Raw genomic sequence first — 18,751 nt, 5'->3', positions numbered from 1 at the left:
CCGCGCCCCGTCCCCGTCCCCGCCCAGGGCTGAGTTGTGGTCGTCAGGACCGCTTCTGAACGACCACAACTTAGCTCCGGGCGGCCGAGCGCGGCGACGACCACCGGGCGGTCCTGCGCGCGTTCATCGCCGCGGACTGATGCGGATCGCACGTATCCTGGAGCCGTGACCCCAGAGCTCGCGCGCGCCGAGTCGCTCATCGCGACCATCCCGGACTTCCCCGAAGCGGGCATCCAGTTCCGTGACATCACCCCGCTCTTCGCCGACGGCGCCGCCCTGCGCACCGCCGTCGACGCCGTGATCGAGCCCTTCGACGGCACCTTCGATGTCGTCGCGGGCGTCGAGGCGCGCGGGTTCCTGCTCGCCGGCGCCATCGCCAACGCCGCGGGCGTCGGCCTCATCCCCATCCGCAAGGCGGGGAAGCTGCCCCGACCCGCGGCGTCGATCACGTACGACCTCGAGTACGGGTCGGACAGCCTGGAGGCGGCGCAGGACCTGCCGGCCGGCACCCGCGTCCTGCTCGTCGACGACATCCTCGCAACGGGTGGCACCCTCCGTGCGGGCCAGGAGCTCCTCGAGCGGCTCGGCTACGCGCTGGCGGGCACGGCAGTCCTCATGGAGCTCGTCGACCTCGACGGGCAGCAGGTCGCCGGCCCCGTGCACAGCCTCTTCGAGGTCTGAGACGCAACTCGCCCCGCGGCGCCTCCGAGCCGTGACAGGCCCGAAACATGGGCTGGCTAGCGTTGCGAGCATGTCCCTTCTTGTCACCCACGCGCGCCTCATCACGATCCCAACGGGCTCCACGGATGCCGGTTACATCGAAGACGGATGGATGCTCGTCGAAGACGGCCGCATCGCCGCGATCGGAAGCGGGACGCCGTCCGTCACCGCAGACGAGACGATCGACGTGGCCGGCAGATTCGTCGCCCCCGGCTTCGTATCGAGCCACTCGCATCTCTTCACGAGCGGCCTCCGGGGCCTCGGCGTCGCCGACACCCTCTACGGCTGGTGCGACTCCATGCTCGGCACGACCGCCCACATGACGCCGGAGCAGCTCTACTGGTCGACCCTGCACGGCTCGCTCGACTTCCTCTCCAACGGCGTCACGACCGCCTACAACTTCACCGACCCGCTGCAGGCGTGGGAGTCGATGGTCGACGGGAAGCGAACGGGCACCGCGGGCATGCGCCCCCTCGAGTACCACTACCGCCAGGCGGACGGCACGCTCGATTCCGGCATCCGCTTCGTCGACGCCTCGGGGATGGATGCGACCGTCGGCAGCGACGACGAGATCTTCGACCGGCTCCAGGCGGAGGTCGCCCACACGAGGTCCATGGACCCGGCGTACGCCCTCGGCTCGTCCATCATGGGCCAGGTGCAGTGGTCGCCGCGAGCCGATGCCGCCGACCTCGAAGCCGAGGCCATGCGTCGCTTCGGCATCACGAACCAGGCGCACTTCCTCGAGTCGCCAGAGGCCGTCGAGCACCAGCAGTCGAAGTTCGCCCTGTACCGGGATGCTGGGGCCCTCGAGCTTGGCCTCATGTTCGGGCACTTCATCCAGACCACTCCGGAGATCATCGCCGAGGCCGCCGCTCGCGGGGCGAGCATGTCCTGGCAGCCGGCCTCGAACGGGCGACTCGCCTCCGGCGTCGCGCTCGTGCCGGAGATGCTCGAGCTCGGCATGAAGGTCGGCGTCGGCCTCGACGACCAGGCCTGCACCGACGTGAGCGACCCGTGGCAGAACATGCGCATGGGCATCGCCATGCAGCGCTCGCGCACGAAGGATCCCCTGTCGATGATGCCCGAGCTGATGCTGCGCCTCCACACGCTCGGCGGGGCCGAGATCATGGGGGTGGCCGACCGGGTGGGCTCGCTCGAGGTCGGCAAGTTCGCCGACTTCGTCATCGTCGACCCGCGCTCCCCCGACGTCGGCCCACTCTGGCACCCCGTGCGGTCGTACGTGCTCGCGATGAGCCCGCGGAACCTCAAGGCCGTCTACGTGGGCGGTCAGCTCGTGAACCGCGACGGGACATCCACGAACCCCCTCGCCGAGGAGGCGTCGGCGAGGCTCCACGAGCTGCCGGCGGCGATCATCCCGCTGCGCGGCCACCCGCACTGAACGACGTCGCGGCCGGGAGGATGCTCCCGGCCGCGAGGTTCGAGCGCAGACGGCTCAGCGCTGGGAGACGCCCATCCCCATGCGGTCGAGGACGATGTTCTCGACGATCTGCACGAGGTTGTACGACACCAGCGTGATGATGGTGATGAGCGCGATCGAGGTCCACAGCTCGGCGAACTGCGCCTGCGCGTTGAACTTCAGGATCGCCCCGCCGATGCCCGTCCCGGTCGAGAGCCATTCGGCGAGCAGCGCACCGGTCACGGCTCCCGGCACGGAGACCCGGGCGGCGGCGAAGATCGACGGGAGCGCCCCGGGCAGGTTGACCTTCGTGAGGCCGGCGAGCCGGCCGCCGCCGAAGACGTGCACGACGTCGAGGCTCTCCTGGCTGGCACGGCTGAGGCCGAACAGCACGCTGGCGAGCGCTGGGAAGAGCACGACGATCGTCCCGATCACAGCCACGGAGGCCGTGGTTCCTCGGCCGGTCATGAGGATGATGACGGGTGCGATGGAGACGAGCGGGATGGTGCGCAGCAGGAGCACGAGCGGCATGACGCCGGCCTCGATGGCTCTGGAGAGGCTGAAGGCGATCGCCAGGACGATGGCGACGGCCATGCCTGCGACGAAGCCGAGCGCCGAGTCCATGAGCGTCTGCCCGACGAGGGGGAACATCTGCGCGCGGTGCTCGGCGGCGTCCTCGCCCACGAACAGGAACTGCCACACGTCGAGCGGCCCCTTCGCTATGAACGAGGAGATGCCGGTCAGGCTCACCACCGCCTGCCAGAGCAGGAGGAGCACGAGCAGCGTGATGCCGGCGGAGCCCAGCGAGCGGAGCACCGTCTTCCGGAGCGCGCTGCGCCGCTCGCGCGCGATCCGCGTCTCGGCGGCGTGCTCGGCCGTCGTCGCTGTCTGCTTGTCCTGCACGATCACGGTCATCGCACTGCCTTCCCTGAGACCCACGGCGTGATGAAGCGGATGACCAGCCCGAAGAGCCCGTACGCGGCGAGCGCGAACACGGCGCACAGCAGGAACACCGACCAGACGCCGGCGGAGTCGAGCTGCCCCTGCAGGCGGATGAGGGTGGGCCCGACTCCCGCCGTGATGGAGCCGAGGTACTCGCCGAGCACGGCGCCGAGGAACGCCGAGGGGACGGCGATCTGGAGCGCGTTGAGGATGGCAGGCAGCGCGGCCACGAGACGGACCTTGCGCATCTGCATCCACGAGCCGCCGCCGAAGACGCGGACGACGTCGAGCGAGGCCTTGTCCGCGGACTTGAACCCGAGGATGGCGCCGACGACGGTCGTGAACACGCACACGAGAGCGGCGAGGAAGACTGCCGTCTCCGAGGGGTCGCCCGGGCTCTTCGCGCCGCCGAGCACCACGATGGAGATGCCGCCGACGGCGACGATCGGCAGGCAGTAGGTGACGACGGCGATCTGCGTGATCACGGTCTCCAGGCGGGGGAACACGAGCACGACGGTCGCCAGGAGCAGCGCGATGCCGTTGCCCCACACGTAGCCGATCGCCGCCGCGGTGACCGTCGGGGCGAAGACGCCCCAGGTGCCCGCGATGTTGCCCTGCACGAAGAGCCAGTCGATGACGGCGAGCGGTGAGGGCACCGGCGTGAAGCTCGTGCCCTCCTGCGGCCGGAACGCCGTCGCCGACGCCAGCCACCAGATCGCGACGAGGGCGGCCCCGCCGATGAGCGCGGCGAGCCAGCCTGGGATGCGCTCCCTCGCCACCGTCACGCCTCGGCTTCTGCGTGCCCGTGCACGCCGAACAGCAGCTCGGAGGCACGGTCGACCAGCGCGTGGAACTCGGGAGTGCGCATCATCTCCGGGGTGCGAGGCCGCGGCAGGTCGACCTCGATGATCTCCTGCACGCGACCGGGGCGGGCCGACATGACCGCGACCCGGTCGGCGAGGAAGATCGCCTCGCTGATGCCGTGCGTCACGAGCAGCGTCGTCGCGGGCTTCTCCGTCCAGATGCGCAGCAGCTCCAGGTTGAGGTTCTGCCGAGTCATGTCGTCGAGTGCCCCGAAGGGCTCGTCGAGCAGCAGCACCGACGGCTTGAGCACGAGGGCCCGCGCGATCGACGCCCGCTGCCGCATGCCGCCGGAGAGCTGCGCCGGCTTCGCGTTCGCGAAGTCGCTGAGCCCCACGAGGGCGATCAGCTCATCCACGTACGCCTTGTCGACCGGCCGCCCTGCGACCTCGAACGGCAGCTCGATGTTCTTGCGGATGCTCCGCCAGGGAAGCAGCGCGTGGTCCTGGAAGGCGATCCCGAGCTCGCTGTTCGCGCGCAGCTGGTCGGGCGTCTGCCCGTCGACGAGCGCGCTGCCGGTCGTCGGGTGGTCGAGCGCGGCGAGGATGCGGAGGATCGTGGACTTGCCGCATCCGGACGGGCCGAGCAGCGCCAGGAACGAGCCCTTGTCGGTGTGCAGGTCCGTGTCCTGCAGCGCCAGCAGCGACTTGCCGCCGCGCAGGTCGAAGGACTTGGACACTCCGGAGATCTGGATTCCGGTGCCGGTTGCGGCACCGGAATCCGTCGTTGTATCGGTGAGGGTCATGAGCTTAGGGCTGGTAGTTCTTCAGCTCGGGGTTCTCGGTGTAGATCTCGTCGAGAATCGTCGTGTCGAAGAGGTCGTCGACCTCGAGCTCCCACCCGGCGGCCGCGAGGGAGGAGATGGACTGGGCCTTGAGCTCGTCGGAGATCGTGAACAGGCCGTTCGCCTCCGTCTCCGGGGTCGAGATCAGCGCCGCCTGGGCTTCGAGGCCCGCCTTCACCTTGGCTGGGTCGAGCTCCCCGAAGGTGAGGTCGCCCGCTGCGGCCGAGGCGTTGTAGTGCTCGGTCACCTTCGTGACGGTGTCATCCGTCGGCTGCGTGAACGTGTCGGTCCAGCCCTTGATCTCGGCGATGAGGAACGCCTTCACGAGGTCGGGGTTCTCATCCAGATACTGCTGGGTCACCGTGATCGCCTCGGCGACGTACGGCAGGCCGTTGTCGGCGTAGGCGAGGTTCGTGACCTCGTAGCCCTCCATCGCGACCGTGATGGCCTCGTTCGTCAGGTAGGCCATGAAGCCGTCGACCTCCCCGTTCATGAGGGGCGTCGGGTCGAAGTCGACAGGGACGACGGTCACCTGGTCCTCGTCGATGTCGTTCGCGGCGAGGAGCGCCTTGAACACGGACGCGTTCGAGTCCTGCACGCCGATCTTCTTGCCGATCAGGTCCTGCGGCGTCGCGATGTTGCCCTTGTCCGTCAGCGAGAGCACCGTGAACGGGTTCTTCTGGAAGGTGGTCGCGACGATCTTCAGGGGCGCGTCCTGCTCGGCAACCGCGGCGCCGACGGAGGCGGCGTCGCTGAGGGCGAACTGCACCGACCCGGAGAGCAGCTTCGCCACACCCGTGTCGGGGCCGGCGATGCCCTGCACCGCGGAGAACCCAGCCTCGTCGTAGTAGCCGTTGTCGTAGGCGTAGTACTCGCCCGCGAACTCCTCGTTCTTGATCCACGAGTACTGCACGCTGATCTCACCGTGGTCGACGGATGCGCTCCCTGGGGACGTCTCGGATGCGGTGGGTGAGCACGCGGTGAGGGCAAGCGCGGCGGTGGCTGCGAGAGCGAGGGCCGCGGTGACGCGTCGGCGTGGTCTGGTGAGTGTGTGCATCGGATCTCCTTGACTGCAGTGGGCTGGGTCGTGTCTGCCGGTGTCTCGCCTGCTCAGCTCGTCCTGACACTCCCTAGCCGCGACACTAGGCAGTTCATATTTCGGGGACGGGGTCGTGGGTGTTACGGGCGTGATTCGCAATCCGCCAGACCCGGTCGCGGCTGAAGGGCTGCTCGAACGGGCGGCTGCCGATAGCGCGCGCGATGGCGTTCCCGATCGCGGGAGCGACGGGGTTGTACGGCGACTCGCTCATCGATTTCGCGCCGAACGGCCCGAGGTCGTCGCTCGTGTCGGCGAAGTACACCTCGGTGACGGGCACGTCGGCGAACTGCGGCACCCGGTAGAGGCGGAAGACGGGGTTGGCGACGCGCCCCTCGTCGTCGAGCGTCACCTCCTCGTACAGCGCGCTGCCGAGGCCCTGCGCGACGCCTCCCTCGATCTGCCCGCGGCACTGGGCTGGGTTCATGACGTAGCCGGCGTCGGCGGCGTGCACCGACTGCAGGATGCGCACCGTTCCCGTCTCCGGGTCGACGGCCAGCCTGACGGCGTGCACGTTGAAAGCGAGCGAGCGTCGCGCGCCGAGCTCGCTGCCGTCTGCCGTAATCTCCCCGCCGTTCTCCTCGGCTGCCAGCTGCGCGAAGGTGACGAGCCCGGTGGGCGTCAGCACCCCGTCCGCGGTGAGCTCGCCGCCGTCGGGGGCCGAACCGGTGAGCTCGGCGGCCCGCTCCCGCATCCGCATCGCCAAGGTCAGGCAGGCGGCGTGCAGCGCCTTGCCCGCGACCGTGATGCCCGCGGATGCGAAGGCGCCCGTGTCGTGCTCGACCGCATCCGTGTCCGAGTTCCACAGCTCCAGCCGCTCGAAGCTCGTGCTCAGGTCTGTCGCCGCGATCTGCTTGAGCACGGTCGTCGTGCCGTTGCCGAACTCGGCCGTCCCCGTGCGCAGCAGGTACGTGCCGTCGGCCCGGAGCGTGGCCGTCGTGTGCGCGATGTGCCCGAACGGCGCCATGGTGGCGATCATCGCCGCCGCGACCCCCTCGCCGACGAGCCAGCCGGGCGGAGCCGCCTGGCCGTTTCCTCGGCGGAGCGCGTCCTGCGCCAGGTCGAGGCACTGGTCGAAGCCGTAGCTTCCCCACACGAGGTCGTCGTGCCCCGGATCGTCGCCTTCCCTGATGGCGTTGCGTCGGCGCAGCTCGAACGGGTCGAGACCGAGCTTCTCGGCGAGCATGTCCATCGCCGATTCGACGCCGAGGATCACCTGGCCGAGGCCGTAGCCGCGGAACGCGCCGGACGGCACCGTGTTCGTGTACACGACCTCCGCATCCAGTCGCCGCAGCGGGACGCGGTAGATCGTCGTCGACTCGGCGAGGGAGTGGAAGAGGACGCCACGCGAGTGGTTGCCGTAGGCGCCGGTGTCGCTGAGCACGTCGAGCTGCATGGCCGTGAGCGCCCCGTCCGCGTCCGCGCCCAGCGTCACCGACACCCGCATCGGGTGCCGGACGGCGGCGCGCTGGAACTCATCGGTGCGCGAGAACTCGTACGCGACGGGTCGGCCGGTCCTGAGCACCGCGAGCGCGACGAGATCCTCCGTGAAGATCTCCTGCTTGCCGCCGAACCCGCCGCCGAGCCGTGCCGCGAGCACCCGCACGCGGTCACGGTCCAGGTCGAACAGGCGCGCGATCTCGTCGCGGGCGAGGAACGGCACCTGCGTGGAGGAGCGGATCACGAGGCGTCCCTCGTCGTCGAGCCAGCCGATCGAACCGTGGGTCTCGAGTTGCGCGTGCGTGACGCGGGCCGTCTGCCACGTGCCGGAGACGGTGGCGGCGCTCGAGGCAAGCGCTTCGGTGACATCCGGTCCGGCGTGGACGCTCGTGATGACGTTGCGGGCGGCCTCGTCGACCCGCTCCTGTGCGGTGCGGTCCGGGTGGAGGAGCGGCGCGCCTGGCCTGCGGGCCTCTTCCGGGTCGAAGACCGCCGGCAGCAGCTCGTACTCGACGCGGACGAGTCGGCGCGCGGCGTCGGCCGCATCACCGGTCTCCGCGACGACGGCCGCCACGCGCTGCCCGACGTGGCGCACCACGTGGTCGAGTAGGAGCGTGTCGTCCGGGTCGTCGGTACGGTGCTCGTGGCGGGCCGAGGAGTACCGGAGCTGCGGCACGTCCTCGTGCGTGAAGATCTGCACGACCCCGGGCACGGCGAGGGCCTCCGAGGTGTCGATGCTCAGGATGCGCGCGTGCGCGTGGGGGCTCGTCACGACCCGCAAGGTCAGGGCATCGAGCGCCGGATGCCCGGGCGGCAGGTCGAACGTGAACGGCTCGAGGCCCTGCACGATGCGGCGCGCGGCCTCCGGGACGACGGAGTTGCCGACGGTCTGCGCTGAGGCCCGCGCTTCCGGGTCGGCGGCCTTGGGCGTGACGCACGTCTGCGCGCAGGCGCCCGCTCGCACGGAACCGCAGATCGCCTCCCGGATGGGGCGGTAGCCCGTGCAACGGCACAGGTTTCCCCGCATCCGCTTGTCGAACTCGCCCAGGTCGGCTTCACCGAGGGTCGACGCGGTCACGCTCATCCCCGGCGTGCAGAAGCCGCACTGGAAGCCGAACCCCTCAGCGAGCGCCTCCTGCACGGGATGCAGCTGATCGCCGGGTGCGAGGCCGGCCGCCGTCGTGACGCTGCGCCCCTCCGCCCGTACGGCCGGCACGATGCAGGAGTGCACGGGAGCGCCGTCGAGCAGGACCGAGCAGGCTCCGCAGTCACCGGCGTCGCATCCCTTCTTCACCGTCGTGGAACCCGTCTCGCGCAACAGGGTCCGCAAGCATTGGCCCGCCCGCGGCTCGGCCGAGCGGTCTGTGCCGTCTACTTCGAACTTCACGCGAGTCCCTTCCGGATGCGCTCCGCCAGCACGATGCTCACGCCGCGGCGCCAATCTGCTGAGCCGAGCGGGTCGCTGTAGTAGCCGTCCGCGTCAGCGACGCGCGCGGCGAGGTCGCCTGCGGTCGGGAGGTGCGGGAACGCGAGCACGGTCGGGGTCTGCGTGGCTGCGGTGACCGTGAAGACGCTGCGCCCTGAAGGGTCGACGCGCCCCGTGACGACGGCGCCAGAGCGTCCATGCTCTGCGAGCGCGATCTTGAGGAGCAGCGCCCGCGAGCGCAGCGCGGCTGCGGGCAGGTGGATGCTGCGGAGCACGTCGCCCGGTTGGAGGATGGTCGTCCCGTCCCCGGTCACGAGGTCAGCGACCGGCAGGCGCACCGCCTCGGCTCCTCGCCAGATCTCCGCCTCCCCATCGAGCGCGACGCACAGCGAGACCATGCCGGCAGCTGCGAACGCCCGGCAGATGTTGCCGCCGACCGTCGCCGTGTTCCAGATCTTGAACGACGCGAGGAGAGCATCCGCCGCGGCCGGCACGAGCGAGAGCGCCGGCCAGTCCTGCTGCGACGGGAGCGTGCCAGCATCCCGTGCCTCCTTGGCCCACGCGACCAGCGTCGCGATGGTGCAGGTGGCCGAGATCCGGAGCCCACCGTCGTCGGCCTCGATATCGGGCCACCCCATGGCGGTCACGTCGACGAAGCCCGTCGTCGTCGGCTGCGGCTCGCTCATGAGCCAGGTGCCGCCCGCCAGGATGGCCTCCCCAGGGGCAAGGAGCAGCTCCTCGCGGGTTCGTGCGACGCGGTACGAGCGCACCGTCGTGATGTCCATGGCCCTCCCGGTCGTGACTCCGCGCCGTCGGTCGTCTGCCGGCACGAGTGGATTCTCGGGAGTGAACCAGAACGCCGTTTCGGCGGTGTTTCGATCGTGGGTCGAGGATCGTGACGACCTTCACGTGCCCGCAACAGCCACGCAATGGGCCCGGCTTAGCGTTTCGTCATGCGTGGAATCCTGCCGATGGGCGCCGAGTGGGCGCGCCGAGGTCGACCGTTCGCGATGGCGACGCTCGTCGCCGTCAGCGGCAGCGCGCCCCGAGAGGTGGGCGCGAGCATGATCGTGTCGGCCGACGGCGAGGTGTTCGGCAACGTGTCCGGCGGATGCGTGGAGGGGGCCGTCTTCGAGCAGTGCCTGCTCGCGATCCGGAGCGGCAGCGCGAGCGTCGAGACCTTCGGGTACAGCTCGGCGGCCGCGTTCTCGGTTGGGCTGAGCTGCGGCGGAGTCATCGAGGTGCTGGTCCGCCCAGTCCTGCCGGGCAGCGCGGCGGCCGCTGACGTGCTGCTGCTGGCGGAGCGTGAGGCGCGCGCGATGCCCGCGAGCTACACGCTGACGGTCGCCGGAGCCGACGTGGGCCGCGGCGTGATCGACCAGACATCGCCGCCCTCGTCGGGAGCCGTGACGATCGCCCTCGGCTCGCCGCCCCGGCTGATCATCGTGGGCGCGGTCGAGTTCGCCGTGGCGCTCTCCCGCATCGCGACCGCCGCGGGCATGCAGGTCACCGTCGTCGACCCGCGCGAGGTGTTCGCGACGACGGCCAGGTTCCCGGGCGCCGAGGTGGTTGTCGCCTGGCCGCACCGCTACCTGGAGACCGCGGAGGCGGACGCGCGCACCGCCGTGTGCGTCCTCACGCACGACCCGAAGTTCGACGTGCCCGCGCTGCGCGTCGCCCTGGCCTCTGCCGCCGGCTATGTCGGTGTCATGGGGAGCCGTCGGACCCATGAGGAGCGGCTCGAGCGGCTCACCGACGCATCGGCACCCGCCGCCGAAGCCGTGCCAGCCGAGCAGCTGGAGCGGCTGCGCTCGCCGATCGGGCTCGACCTGGGCGGGCGCTCCCCCGAGGAGACGGCCCTCTCGATCCTCGCCGAAATCGTCGCCGACCGGCACGGCGCATCCGGTCGCCGCCTGTCCGAGCTGTCGGGGCCGGTGCACCGACCGCTGGGAGCGCGCGTCGCCTCGTGAGCGGTGACGGGTGCGGGGTGCGGGGTGCGGAGCCACGGGCTTGGCGGGAGTTGTGCGCAGACCCGGGGTTTCTGCACCTGGGCTGGCGAATGCGGGTGGCGGAAGCACAGGTCTGCGGCGGGCCGCGGACGGCCAGGTCCGCGGCGGGACGCGGACGGCCAGGTCCGCGGCGGGACGCGGATGGACCCTGGGCTCAAGCCTGGGCTCGCAGCAGCGGGGGCCCGATCAGGCGCATCCACCCCAGCCGCGCGGAAGACGGTGCGCGAATGAACGTGTGCGGAGTTGTCCTTGCGGCGGACACCGGTCCGCGACGCAGCGGACGCGGCAACAGACCCGCGACCCAAACCCGCGGCGAGACCCACCCAAGCGCATCCACCCCAGCCGCGCGGAAGACGGTGCGCGAATGAACGTGTGCGGAGTCGTCCTCGCGGCCGGCGCCGGGTCGCGATTCGGCGGGCCGAAGGCCCTGGCATCCCTGCCCAACGGCACACCCTGGGTTGCGCGGGCCGTGGGGACCTTGCTCAAGGCCGGATGCTCTGATGTGCTGGTCGCCCTGGGCGCCGGTCGCTCGGAGGCGGCCGCGCTCGTACCGGCGAGCGCGACGGTTGTCCCCGTGCCGGAGTGGTCTGGAGGGCTCGCCGCCTCGGTCCGCGCCGCGCTGCACGCTGCCGCCATGACCGACGCGGACGCCGTCCTGCTTGTTCCCGTCGACACGCCCGACCTGTCAGTCGCGTCCTGCCGGAGGGTCCTCAGTGCGGGTGGGGTACTCGCCCGAGCGACCTACCGCGGCGAGCCCGGGCATCCGGTGCTCATCGGGCGCACGCACTGGGCCGCCCTCGCATCGACGCTCGACGGTGACCGAGGCGCGGGCCGGTACCTGGCCGAGCAGGGCGCTGTCGTGGTGGAGTGCGGCGACCTGTGGCACGGCCGCGACATCGACGAGCCGGTCGCCCCTCCCGTCGCGGCACGCTCTCCGCGCCACCCCCTCCGCTGATTAGGTCACTTTCACCCCGTGCCGAACGCCAAAACGGGGCGAAAATGACCCATCGGCGGTGGATGCGGGGGATGCGGCAGCGGAGTGGGACGAAAGTGACCCATTCACGGCGCAGAGCCCGGTCGACGAACCCTCCACACCACGACCTCCTCTGAATGGGTCACTTTCGCCCCGTACCGAGCGCCAGAACAGGGCGAAAGTGACCTATCCACGGGAGATGCGGCAGCGAAGCGGGGCGAGGGCACCCCATCCCGGCGGAGGCGACGGCGGAGCGGGATGCAAGCGCCCCATCGACGACGGAGGACCCGGTCGACGAACCCTCCACACCACGACCTCCTCTGAATGGGTCACTTTCACCCCGTACCGAGCGCCGAAACGGGGCGAAAGTGACCCATCCATGGGAGACGCGGCGGCGAAGCGGGACGAAAGTGACCCATCGACGGGAGATACGGCAGCAAAGCGGGGCAGGCGCAACCCATCCCGGCGGACGCGACGGCGAAGCGGGGTGCAAGCGCCCCATCGACGGCGGAGGACCCGGTCGGCGAACCCTCCACACCACGACCTCCTCCAACTAGGCCATTTTCACCCCGTATCGGGCGCCGAAACGGGGCGAAAGTGACCCATCCACACCGGATGCGGTGGATGCGGCAGCGAAGCGGGGTGCAAGCGCCCCATCGACGACGGAGGACCCGGTCGACGAACCCTCCACACCACGACCTCCTCCAACTAGGCCATTTTCACGCCGTATCGGGCGCCGAAACGGGGTGAAAGTGACCCATCCGCCGCAGAAAGGGCGGCGGAACGGGGCGAAAGTGACCCATCGGCCGCAAACAGCGCGGCGAATACGGCGGCGGAACGGGGCGAACGTGACCCATCGCGCGCAACGCGGACGCGACGGCGCCAGCGGCAGCGGCGCCGGCGGCAGCGGCGCCGGCGGCAGCGGCAGCGGCGCCGGCGGCAGCGCCGCGGGGACGGACCGCTACGCGCCGAGCTGGTCTTCGAGGTTGAAGACCTCGACGAGGGGCGACGCCGCCTGGTCGGCGCGACCCTCGAGGCCGTCGAAGAACTGCGACATGTCCGCTTCCCAGCGCGCCGCGACCGGCGAGGCCGCGAGGTAGGCGTTCGCCGCCGCCTCGTCGTCGACGTCGTAGCTGCCGAACAGGGTGCCGTCCGGGGCGAGGAACAAGGAGTAGTTGCGGCGGCCGGCCGCGGCGATCTCGGCGAGCATCTCCGGCCACACCTCGGCGTGACGGCGCACGTACTCGTCGATGTGCTGAGGTGCGACCTTCAGCTGGAATCCGATTCTTGGCATGTGGTTCTTCCTATCTGCGTTCGTGTTCCCGGAGTTCGTGACCCCGGACCATGCCGGTCAGGGCCGCGCGGACGTGGCCGCGGCCACGACGCGCGCCGGGACTTGGGCCGGGATGCGCGAACGCCGCGCCGGGAGATGGTCCCGGCGCGGCGTCCGCAGTTCAGCTCAGCGGGCCAACTGGCCCCCGCCTTCAGCTCCTAGAAGCTGAAGTCGCCGATGTTGGCCTTGTCGAAGACGAAGGGGTCGCCGAGGAGGACGACGCCGTCGGCGCCGACCGTGTACTCGCCGAGCTTGCCGGCTTCGAAGGTGTCACCCTCGGCGCCGGTGATGTCGCCGGCGATGAGCGCCTGGGCGGCGAACGCCGACAGGTAGCCGAGGTCTTCCGGGTTCCAGAGTGCGAACGAGGTGACGGTGCCGTCCTCGACGAACTCGCGCATCTGGTTCGGCGTGCCGAGACCGGTCACCGCGACCTTGCCCTTGAAGTCAGAGGTCTGGATGTAGCGTGCCGCAGCCGCGATGCCGACCGTCGTGGGCGAGACGATGCCCTTGAGGTTCGGGTGCGTCTGGAGGAGCGCGGCGGTCTTGTCGAACGAGGTCTGGTCGTCGTCGTCGCCGTAGACGGTCTCGACGATGGTGATGTCGGGGTACTCGGTGCCGACGTACGCTTCCATCTTCTCGATCCAGGCGTTCTGGTTCGTGGCGTTGGCCGCGGCGGAGAGGATGGCGATCTCGCCAGATCCGCCGATCTGCTCGGCGATGAGGTCAATCTGCGCCTTCGCGATGCCGTCAGCGTCTGCCTGGTTCACGAACAGGTCGCGGCACTCGGGGTTCGTGTCGGAGTCGAAGGTGACGACCTTCGTGCCGGCGTCGCGTGCCTCGTTGAGGGCGTCGCAGATCGCTTCGGGGTCGTTGGCGGAGATGACGATGCCGCCGACGGCCTGCTGCGTGAGCGTGTTGATGTAGCTGACCTGCGCGTCGGGGGTGGCCTCCGACGGGCCGACCTCGGCGAACGTTCCGCCGAACTCGGTGGCGGCTGCCTGGCCGCCGACGGAGGACGCCTCGAAGTACGGGTTTCCGAGGTTCTTCGGGAGGAAGGTGACGGTGAGGTTGCCGGTGTCTCCGCCGCCTGCGGCGGTGTCGTCGCCGCCGGTGGTGCATCCAGTGAGCACGAGTGCAGCGCTTACTGCGAGTGCGCCTGCTGCGCTCAGCCGCTTCGTTGCGAGCTTCATGGGGGTTCCCTTCGGGTACTGAGCCGCTCGGTGTTCCGGGCGACGGTTGGGGTGTTGCGTGTTCGGTTTGAGGTGGGGCTGCAGTTCTTGGGAGGCGATCAGCCCTTGGGAACTGTCCCGCTGGTCGTGCCGACCAGCGGTTTCTCTGCCTTGGGCCGCTTGCGGCGGATCCTGGGCAGGAGGCTTGCTCCGACGACGGAGGCCACGAGGAGCACTCCGGTGATGATGTTGATGACGTCGGAGGTGACGTTCGCGAGGCGCAGGGCGCTGGCGAGGACGCCGATGAGGAGGACTGCCGCGACGACTCCGTAGAGCTTGCCGCGTCCGCCGAAGACGGACACGCCACCGAGGACGACGGCTGCGATGACCTGCAGTTCGAGGCCGGTCGCGTTGTCGCCTCGCGCTGAGCCGTAGCGCAGCGTGAAGTAGATGCCGGCGAGGGCGGCGAGGCCGCCTGCGAGCACGAAGAGGACGAACTTCGTGCGGCCGACGGGCACTCCCGAGAAGTGGGCGGCTTCCTTCGAGAGGCCGATGGCGTAGACGCCGCGGCCGAAGGGCGTGTAGTGGAGCACGATGATGAAGATCGCGAGCAGGATGAGGAACGGGATCATGATGGCCGGGATGGGCGTGCCCACGATCTTGGCCTTCGCGATGTCCGTCCAGAACTCGGGGAACGAGGTGACCGCGGCGGTGCCGAGCACGCCGACCGCGATGCCGCGGAAGAGGGCGAGGGTACCGATCGTGACGGCGAGCGACGGCAGGCCGACCTTCGTGACGAGGAAGCCGTTGAAGGCTCCGCCGACGACGCCGACGATGAGGGCGGCGAGGGCGGCGATTTCGAACGGCACGCCAGCCTGGTAGAGGGCACCCGTGGTGACGCTCGAGAGGCCGACCATGGAGCCGACCGACAGGTCGATCTCGCCCGTGATCATGATGAGCGTCATCGGCAGGGCGATGATGAGCACCGCGGCGACGTCCATGAGCAGGTACGTGATGGTGATGGGCTGCGAGAAGCCCTTGACCGCGGACATCGAGACGACGCACACCACGACGAGGAGGGCGACGATCGCCATCTCGCGGGTGAACAGCATCCGACGCCAGGCTGGCTGCGAGTAGTTCTCGATGGTGCGCTGCGTTGCAGCGGACGACGTTGGGGTCGTGAGAGCGGTCATGATTCCTCCCTCGCTTCGACGAGCTTGCGGGATTGGCGGATGGCGAGGACGCGGTCGAGCACGATCGCGGCGAGGATGAGCACACCGACGACGGCGCGCTGCCAGAAGTCCGGGATGCCGACGAGCGGGAGCACTCGGTTGATGGTCATGAGGAGCATCGCGCCGATGGCGGCGCCCCACAGGGTTCCGACGCCGCCGGTGATGGCGACGCCTCCGATGACGGCAGCGCCCACTGCATCCAGTTCCCAACCGGCACCGGCCTGCGAGCTGACCGTGCCGTAGCGGGCGGCGTAGAAGACACCGGCGAGGCCGGCGAGTGCGCCCGAGAGCACGAACGCGGTGAGCACGCGGCGCACGTCGGGGAGGCCGTAGAGCTTCGCGGCGTCCGGGTCTGAGCCGATGGCGTAGAACTCGCGGCCCGCTCGCGTGTTCTTCATGACCCAGGCGGCGATGGCGAGCACGATGACGGCGATGATCGTGAGGATCGGGATGGTCAGGATCTGACCCGTGCCGAGTGCGAGGAAGTCGCGGGGCATGTCGCTCGCGTTGATGCGGCTCGAGCCGGCCCACATGACGTTGATGCCTCGGTACGCGTAGAGCGTGCCCAGCGTGATCACCATGGCCGGCACTCGCACGTAGGCGACGAGTGCGCCGTTGACGAAGCCGAGGATCGCGCCGAACAGCACTGCCGCGACGACGACGACGGGGATGGGGATGCCCGGGTAGTCGATGAACAGGCGGCCCGTGAGGAAGGCGGTGAGGCCGATCACGGAGCCGACCGACAGGTCGACGTTGCGGGTGATGAGCACGATCGCCTGGCCGACTGCGACGAGCAGCAGGATGGACGGTGTGAGGAACAGGTCTCGCCAGCCGTCAGGGCTGAAGAGGAAGTTCGGGTTGGCGATGGTCGCGACGATGAGGACGACCGCGAGGGCGAGGAGGATGCCGAGCTCGCGGGCCTTGCCGAAGTTGCCGAAGCGGATGGCCTTCTTGGGCGGCATGGGCGCGCCTGCGGTGGGGTGCGGCCCCTGGGTGGTGGTCGTGGTCATCAGAGCACCACCGTCACTGCGCCGGTCGCGGCGCGCATGACGCTTTCGCTGGTCGCCTGGCTTCGGTCGATTTCCTGGGCGATGCGGCCTTCGTGCATGACGAGCACGCGGTCTGCCATGCCGAGGACCTCTGGGAGCTCCGAGGAGATCATGAGGATTCCCATTCCGGTGCCCGCGAGCTCGGAGAGCAGGCGGTGCACTTCTGACTTGGTGCCGACGTCGATTCCTCGTGTCGGCTCATCGATGATGAGGAGCTTGGGGTTCGTCGCGAGCCACTTGGCGATGACGACCTTCTGCTGGTTGCCGCCGGAGAGGGTGCCGGCGATCGTGTCGAGCGCCTGCGCCTTCACTTCGAGCTTGGTCGCCCAGGTGCGGGCGTCGTCGTGCTGCTTGCGGCCGCTGATGACGCCGAGCTTCGTGAGCTGGTTCAGGATGACGCTCGTGATGTTCTCGCCGACTCCGGAGTCGACGACGAGGCCCTGCTTGCGGCGGTCTTCTGGAATGAGAGCGAGGCCGGCCTGCATGGCGGCGACGGGCGAGCCCGGCTTGACGACCTTGCCCTCGACGCTGACGCGACCCGACTTGTACTTGTCGACCCCGAACACGGCGCGGGCGACCTCGCTGCGGCCGGCGCCGACGAGGCCGGCGAGTCCGACGATCTCGCCGGAGCGGACGGTGAAGTTGATGTCGTGGAAGATGCCGGGGCTCTCGAGGTCCTCGACGACGAGCACTGGCTCGCCGATGACGGCTTCCTGCTTCGGGAACAGCTCGGTGACCTCGCGGCCGACCATCTGCTGCACGAGCGCATCCACGGTCGTCTCGCTGATGAGGTTCGTCGCGATGTAGCTGCCGTCGCGCATGACGGTGACCTTGTCGCAGAGGGCGAAGACCTCGTCGAAGCGGTGGGAGATGAACATGAGCCCTCGGCCCTCGTCGCGGAGGCTGCGGGCGATGGCGAAGAGCCGGTCGACCTCGACGCCCGAGAGGGCTGCGGTCGGCTCGTCCATGATGAGCACTCGCGCGTTGAGCGAGACGGCCTTGGCGATCTCGATGACCTGCTGGTCGGCGATGGAGAGGCCTTCGGCGGGGCGGTCGGGGTCGATGTTCACGCCGAGTCTGGCGAACAGCGCCTTCGCCTCGTCGCGCATCGCCGAGCGGTTGATGCGGCCGAAGCGGTTCGTGGGCTGGCGGCCCATGAAGATGTTCTCGGTGACCGAGAGGTCGGGGAAGAGCGTCGGCTCCTGGTAGATGACCGCGACGCCCGCGGCCTTCGACTGGGCCGTGGATGTGAAGTTGACGTCTTCGCCGCCGAGCTGGAAGGTGCCGGCGTCGCGCTGGTAGAGGCCAGCGACGATCTTGACGAGCGTGGACTTGCCGGCGCCGTTCTCACCCACGAGTGCGTGGATGGATCCGGACTCGACGGCGATCGTGCCGGATCGGAGTGCGACGACGGATCCGAATGACTTCTGCACATCGCGCAGCTCGAGTACGACTTGCGAACTCGTCACGGTGGCTCCGTTCTCTTCGTTGAGTATTGCGGGGGTGTTGAGGGGTGCTCGGTGGTGAGCGGCGTGAGCCTGCCTGCTGTTTCACGGACTTTGTGAATCGTTTCAAGCGACTGGATGCGACACTACGCGACGCTCGCAGAAAACGTCAAGCCAAGGATGCAGAGTTGTTACCGGAGGGTGTGCCGCGCTCCTCGGAAGCTGACCCCAACAGCCCCTCCAACCCCTGGAAAGCTCGCGCGACGGCAGTGTGGGCGGCCTCATCTGCGCCCGCCTCGGTCGCCCACCAGGAGAGCGCCTCGGCCATGGCAGCCTGCACGGCCGCACTCGCGGCACGCGCAACAAGGCCGTCCGGATGCAGTCCGCCCCTGCGCGCCAGGAACACGGCGACCTCTTGCCGCCAGCCGAGATAGGCATCCGGGCGCGAAGACTGCCCTGGAGGCATCGCGGCGATGGCGCGGAGCCGGAGGCGTGCGGTCGGCTCCTCCTCGACCTCGAGGTCGAAGACCCTGCCGACAGCGACGGCGAGCGCCTGGAGGGGCGCCAGCCCCTGGTCGACCGCGTCGAGCTCGCGCCTGAGCGCTTCGTGCCCACCCTCGGCACCCAACCAGACGATGTCGCCCTTGGCCGGAAAGTACCGATGCAGGGTGCGCAGGCTGATGCCCGCCTCGGCGGCGAGCTGCGCCATGGTGACGTGCTCATACCCCTCGCGGAGGATGATCTCCAGCATCTGCACGCGGAGCTGGCGCGGATCTGCAGACGCGGGTCGCCCGGGCCGACGTGTCTCACTCATGTCCACATTGTTGCTCCTTGCCGGGTCCGGAGTATTGACAT

Annotated in this window: 16 protein-coding genes; 4 read left to right on the top strand and 12 right to left on the bottom strand. The window is 69.6% G+C overall.

The window, feature by feature from the left end; all coding sequences use genetic code 11:
• The first annotated feature begins 165 nt into the window (after positions 1 to 165).
• Together C5E07_RS16960 and C5E07_RS16955 are read left to right on the top strand one after the other, a co-directional pair.
• Entirely contained in the window at positions 166 to 681 is a 516-nt protein-coding gene (locus tag C5E07_RS16960; RefSeq protein WP_104300959.1) for an adenine phosphoribosyltransferase, read from the top strand.
• Between the two features lie 70 nt (positions 682 to 751).
• Complete coding sequence (locus C5E07_RS16955) at positions 752 to 2,119, top strand: amidohydrolase family protein (protein WP_104300956.1); 1,368 nt, start codon at positions 752 to 754, stop codon at positions 2,117 to 2,119.
• Positions 2,120 to 2,173: 54 nt separating this feature from the next.
• Here C5E07_RS16955 and C5E07_RS16950 read toward each other — a convergent pair whose 3' ends face one another.
• The 6 genes from C5E07_RS16950 to C5E07_RS16925 form a co-directional block, all read right to left on the bottom strand.
• Positions 2,174 to 3,052 carry an ABC transporter permease gene (locus tag C5E07_RS16950; RefSeq protein ID WP_104244647.1) on the bottom strand — a complete coding sequence of 293 codons (879 nt, stop codon included), beginning with the start codon at positions 3,050 to 3,052 and terminating at the stop codon, positions 2,174 to 2,176.
• Positions 3,049 to 3,864, bottom strand: coding sequence for an ABC transporter permease (locus C5E07_RS16945; protein WP_258064018.1), 816 nt, complete (start codon positions 3,862 to 3,864; stop codon positions 3,049 to 3,051). The genes C5E07_RS16950 and C5E07_RS16945 overlap by 4 nt, the downstream gene beginning before the upstream one ends.
• Positions 3,861 to 4,685 carry an ABC transporter ATP-binding protein gene (locus tag C5E07_RS16940; protein WP_104244643.1) on the bottom strand — a complete coding sequence of 275 codons (825 nt, stop codon included), beginning with the start codon at positions 4,683 to 4,685 and terminating at the stop codon, positions 3,861 to 3,863. The genes C5E07_RS16945 and C5E07_RS16940 overlap by 4 nt, the downstream gene beginning before the upstream one ends.
• 4 nt (positions 4,686 to 4,689) lie before the next feature.
• Complete coding sequence (locus C5E07_RS16935) at positions 4,690 to 5,781, bottom strand: ABC transporter substrate-binding protein (RefSeq protein ID WP_104300952.1); 1,092 nt, start codon at positions 5,779 to 5,781, stop codon at positions 4,690 to 4,692.
• Between the two features lie 94 nt (positions 5,782 to 5,875).
• Positions 5,876 to 8,647, bottom strand: a complete 2,772-nt coding sequence (locus C5E07_RS16930; RefSeq protein ID WP_104300951.1) for a molybdopterin-dependent oxidoreductase — start codon at positions 8,645 to 8,647, stop codon at positions 5,876 to 5,878.
• Positions 8,644 to 9,516 carry an FAD binding domain-containing protein gene (locus C5E07_RS16925; protein WP_258064017.1) on the bottom strand — a complete coding sequence of 291 codons (873 nt, stop codon included), beginning with the start codon at positions 9,514 to 9,516 and terminating at the stop codon, positions 8,644 to 8,646. Before C5E07_RS16925 ends, C5E07_RS16930 begins: the two co-directional genes overlap by 4 nt.
• Before the next feature lie 123 nt (positions 9,517 to 9,639).
• Here C5E07_RS16925 and C5E07_RS16920 point away from each other — a divergent pair, with 123 nt between their 5' ends.
• Together C5E07_RS16920 and C5E07_RS16915 are read left to right on the top strand one after the other, a co-directional pair.
• Complete coding sequence (locus tag C5E07_RS16920; protein ID WP_104300947.1) at positions 9,640 to 10,656, top strand: XdhC family protein; 1,017 nt, start codon at positions 9,640 to 9,642, stop codon at positions 10,654 to 10,656.
• Between the two features lie 403 nt (positions 10,657 to 11,059).
• Positions 11,060 to 11,650 (top strand): NTP transferase domain-containing protein, encoded by a 591-nt coding sequence (locus C5E07_RS16915; protein WP_104300945.1) that lies wholly within the window; start codon positions 11,060 to 11,062, stop codon positions 11,648 to 11,650.
• Between the two features lie 979 nt (positions 11,651 to 12,629).
• On the opposite strand, the gene C5E07_RS16910 is transcribed toward C5E07_RS16915, so the two are convergent.
• The 6 genes from C5E07_RS16910 to C5E07_RS16885 all read right to left on the bottom strand — a co-directional run bounded on the left by C5E07_RS16910 (position 12,630) and on the right by C5E07_RS16885 (position 18,710).
• The gene (locus tag C5E07_RS16910; protein WP_104244631.1) at positions 12,630 to 12,962 is read right to left on the bottom strand and encodes an L-rhamnose mutarotase; all 333 of its coding nucleotides are present in this window, start codon (positions 12,960 to 12,962) and stop codon (positions 12,630 to 12,632) included.
• A 197-nt stretch (positions 12,963 to 13,159) separates the two neighbouring features.
• Positions 13,160 to 14,191, bottom strand: coding sequence for a rhamnose ABC transporter substrate-binding protein (gene rhaS / locus C5E07_RS16905; protein WP_104300943.1), 1,032 nt, complete (start codon positions 14,189 to 14,191; stop codon positions 13,160 to 13,162).
• Between the two features lie 98 nt (positions 14,192 to 14,289).
• Entirely contained in the window at positions 14,290 to 15,363 is a 1,074-nt protein-coding gene (locus C5E07_RS16900) for an ABC transporter permease (protein ID WP_104300941.1), read from the bottom strand.
• Positions 15,360 to 16,412 (bottom strand): ABC transporter permease, encoded by a 1,053-nt coding sequence (locus tag C5E07_RS16895; RefSeq protein ID WP_104244625.1) that lies wholly within the window; start codon positions 16,410 to 16,412, stop codon positions 15,360 to 15,362. Before C5E07_RS16895 ends, C5E07_RS16900 begins: the two co-directional genes overlap by 4 nt.
• A complete protein-coding gene (locus tag C5E07_RS16890) occupies positions 16,412 to 17,920 on the bottom strand; it encodes a sugar ABC transporter ATP-binding protein (protein ID WP_104244623.1) in 1,509 nt (502 codons plus the stop codon). Before C5E07_RS16890 ends, C5E07_RS16895 begins: the two co-directional genes overlap by 1 nt.
• A gap of 145 nt (positions 17,921 to 18,065) precedes the next feature.
• Positions 18,066 to 18,710, bottom strand: coding sequence for a TetR/AcrR family transcriptional regulator (locus tag C5E07_RS16885; protein WP_146080635.1), 645 nt, complete (start codon positions 18,708 to 18,710; stop codon positions 18,066 to 18,068).
• Positions 18,711 to 18,751: the final 41 nt, after the last annotated feature.

This window comes from Pseudoclavibacter sp. RFBJ3 (genome assembly GCF_002931375.1).
Lineage (GTDB): Bacteria > Actinomycetota > Actinomycetes > Actinomycetales > Microbacteriaceae > Pseudoclavibacter.
This window is presented reverse-complemented; position numbering and strand designations above follow the sequence as displayed.

Bases quoted from the DNA above. Each gene is read 5' to 3' on its own strand.
- C5E07_RS16955 (WP_104300956.1), top strand. From the start codon at position 752: ATGTCCCTTCTTGTCACCCACGCGCGCCTCATCACGATCCCAACGGGC.
- C5E07_RS16950 (WP_104244647.1), bottom strand. From the start codon at position 3,052: ATGACCGTGATCGTGCAGGACAAGCAGACAGCGACGACGGCCGAGCAC.
- C5E07_RS16940 (WP_104244643.1), bottom strand. From the start codon at position 4,685: ATGACCCTCACCGATACAACGACGGATTCCGGTGCCGCAACCGGCACC.
- C5E07_RS16935 (WP_104300952.1), bottom strand. From the start codon at position 5,781: ATGCACACACTCACCAGACCACGCCGACGCGTCACCGCGGCCCTCGCT.
- C5E07_RS16920 (WP_104300947.1), top strand. From the start codon at position 9,640: ATGCGTGGAATCCTGCCGATGGGCGCCGAGTGGGCGCGCCGAGGTCGA.
- C5E07_RS16915 (WP_104300945.1), top strand. From the start codon at position 11,060: ATGAACGTGTGCGGAGTCGTCCTCGCGGCCGGCGCCGGGTCGCGATTC.
- C5E07_RS16910 (WP_104244631.1), bottom strand. From the start codon at position 12,962: ATGCCAAGAATCGGATTCCAGCTGAAGGTCGCACCTCAGCACATCGAC.
- rhaS (WP_104300943.1), bottom strand. From the start codon at position 14,191: ATGAAGCTCGCAACGAAGCGGCTGAGCGCAGCAGGCGCACTCGCAGTA.
- C5E07_RS16900 (WP_104300941.1), bottom strand. From the start codon at position 15,363: ATGACCGCTCTCACGACCCCAACGTCGTCCGCTGCAACGCAGCGCACC.
- C5E07_RS16895 (WP_104244625.1), bottom strand. From the start codon at position 16,412: ATGACCACGACCACCACCCAGGGGCCGCACCCCACCGCAGGCGCGCCC.
- C5E07_RS16885 (WP_146080635.1), bottom strand. From the start codon at position 18,710: ATGAGTGAGACACGTCGGCCCGGGCGACCCGCGTCTGCAGATCCGCGC.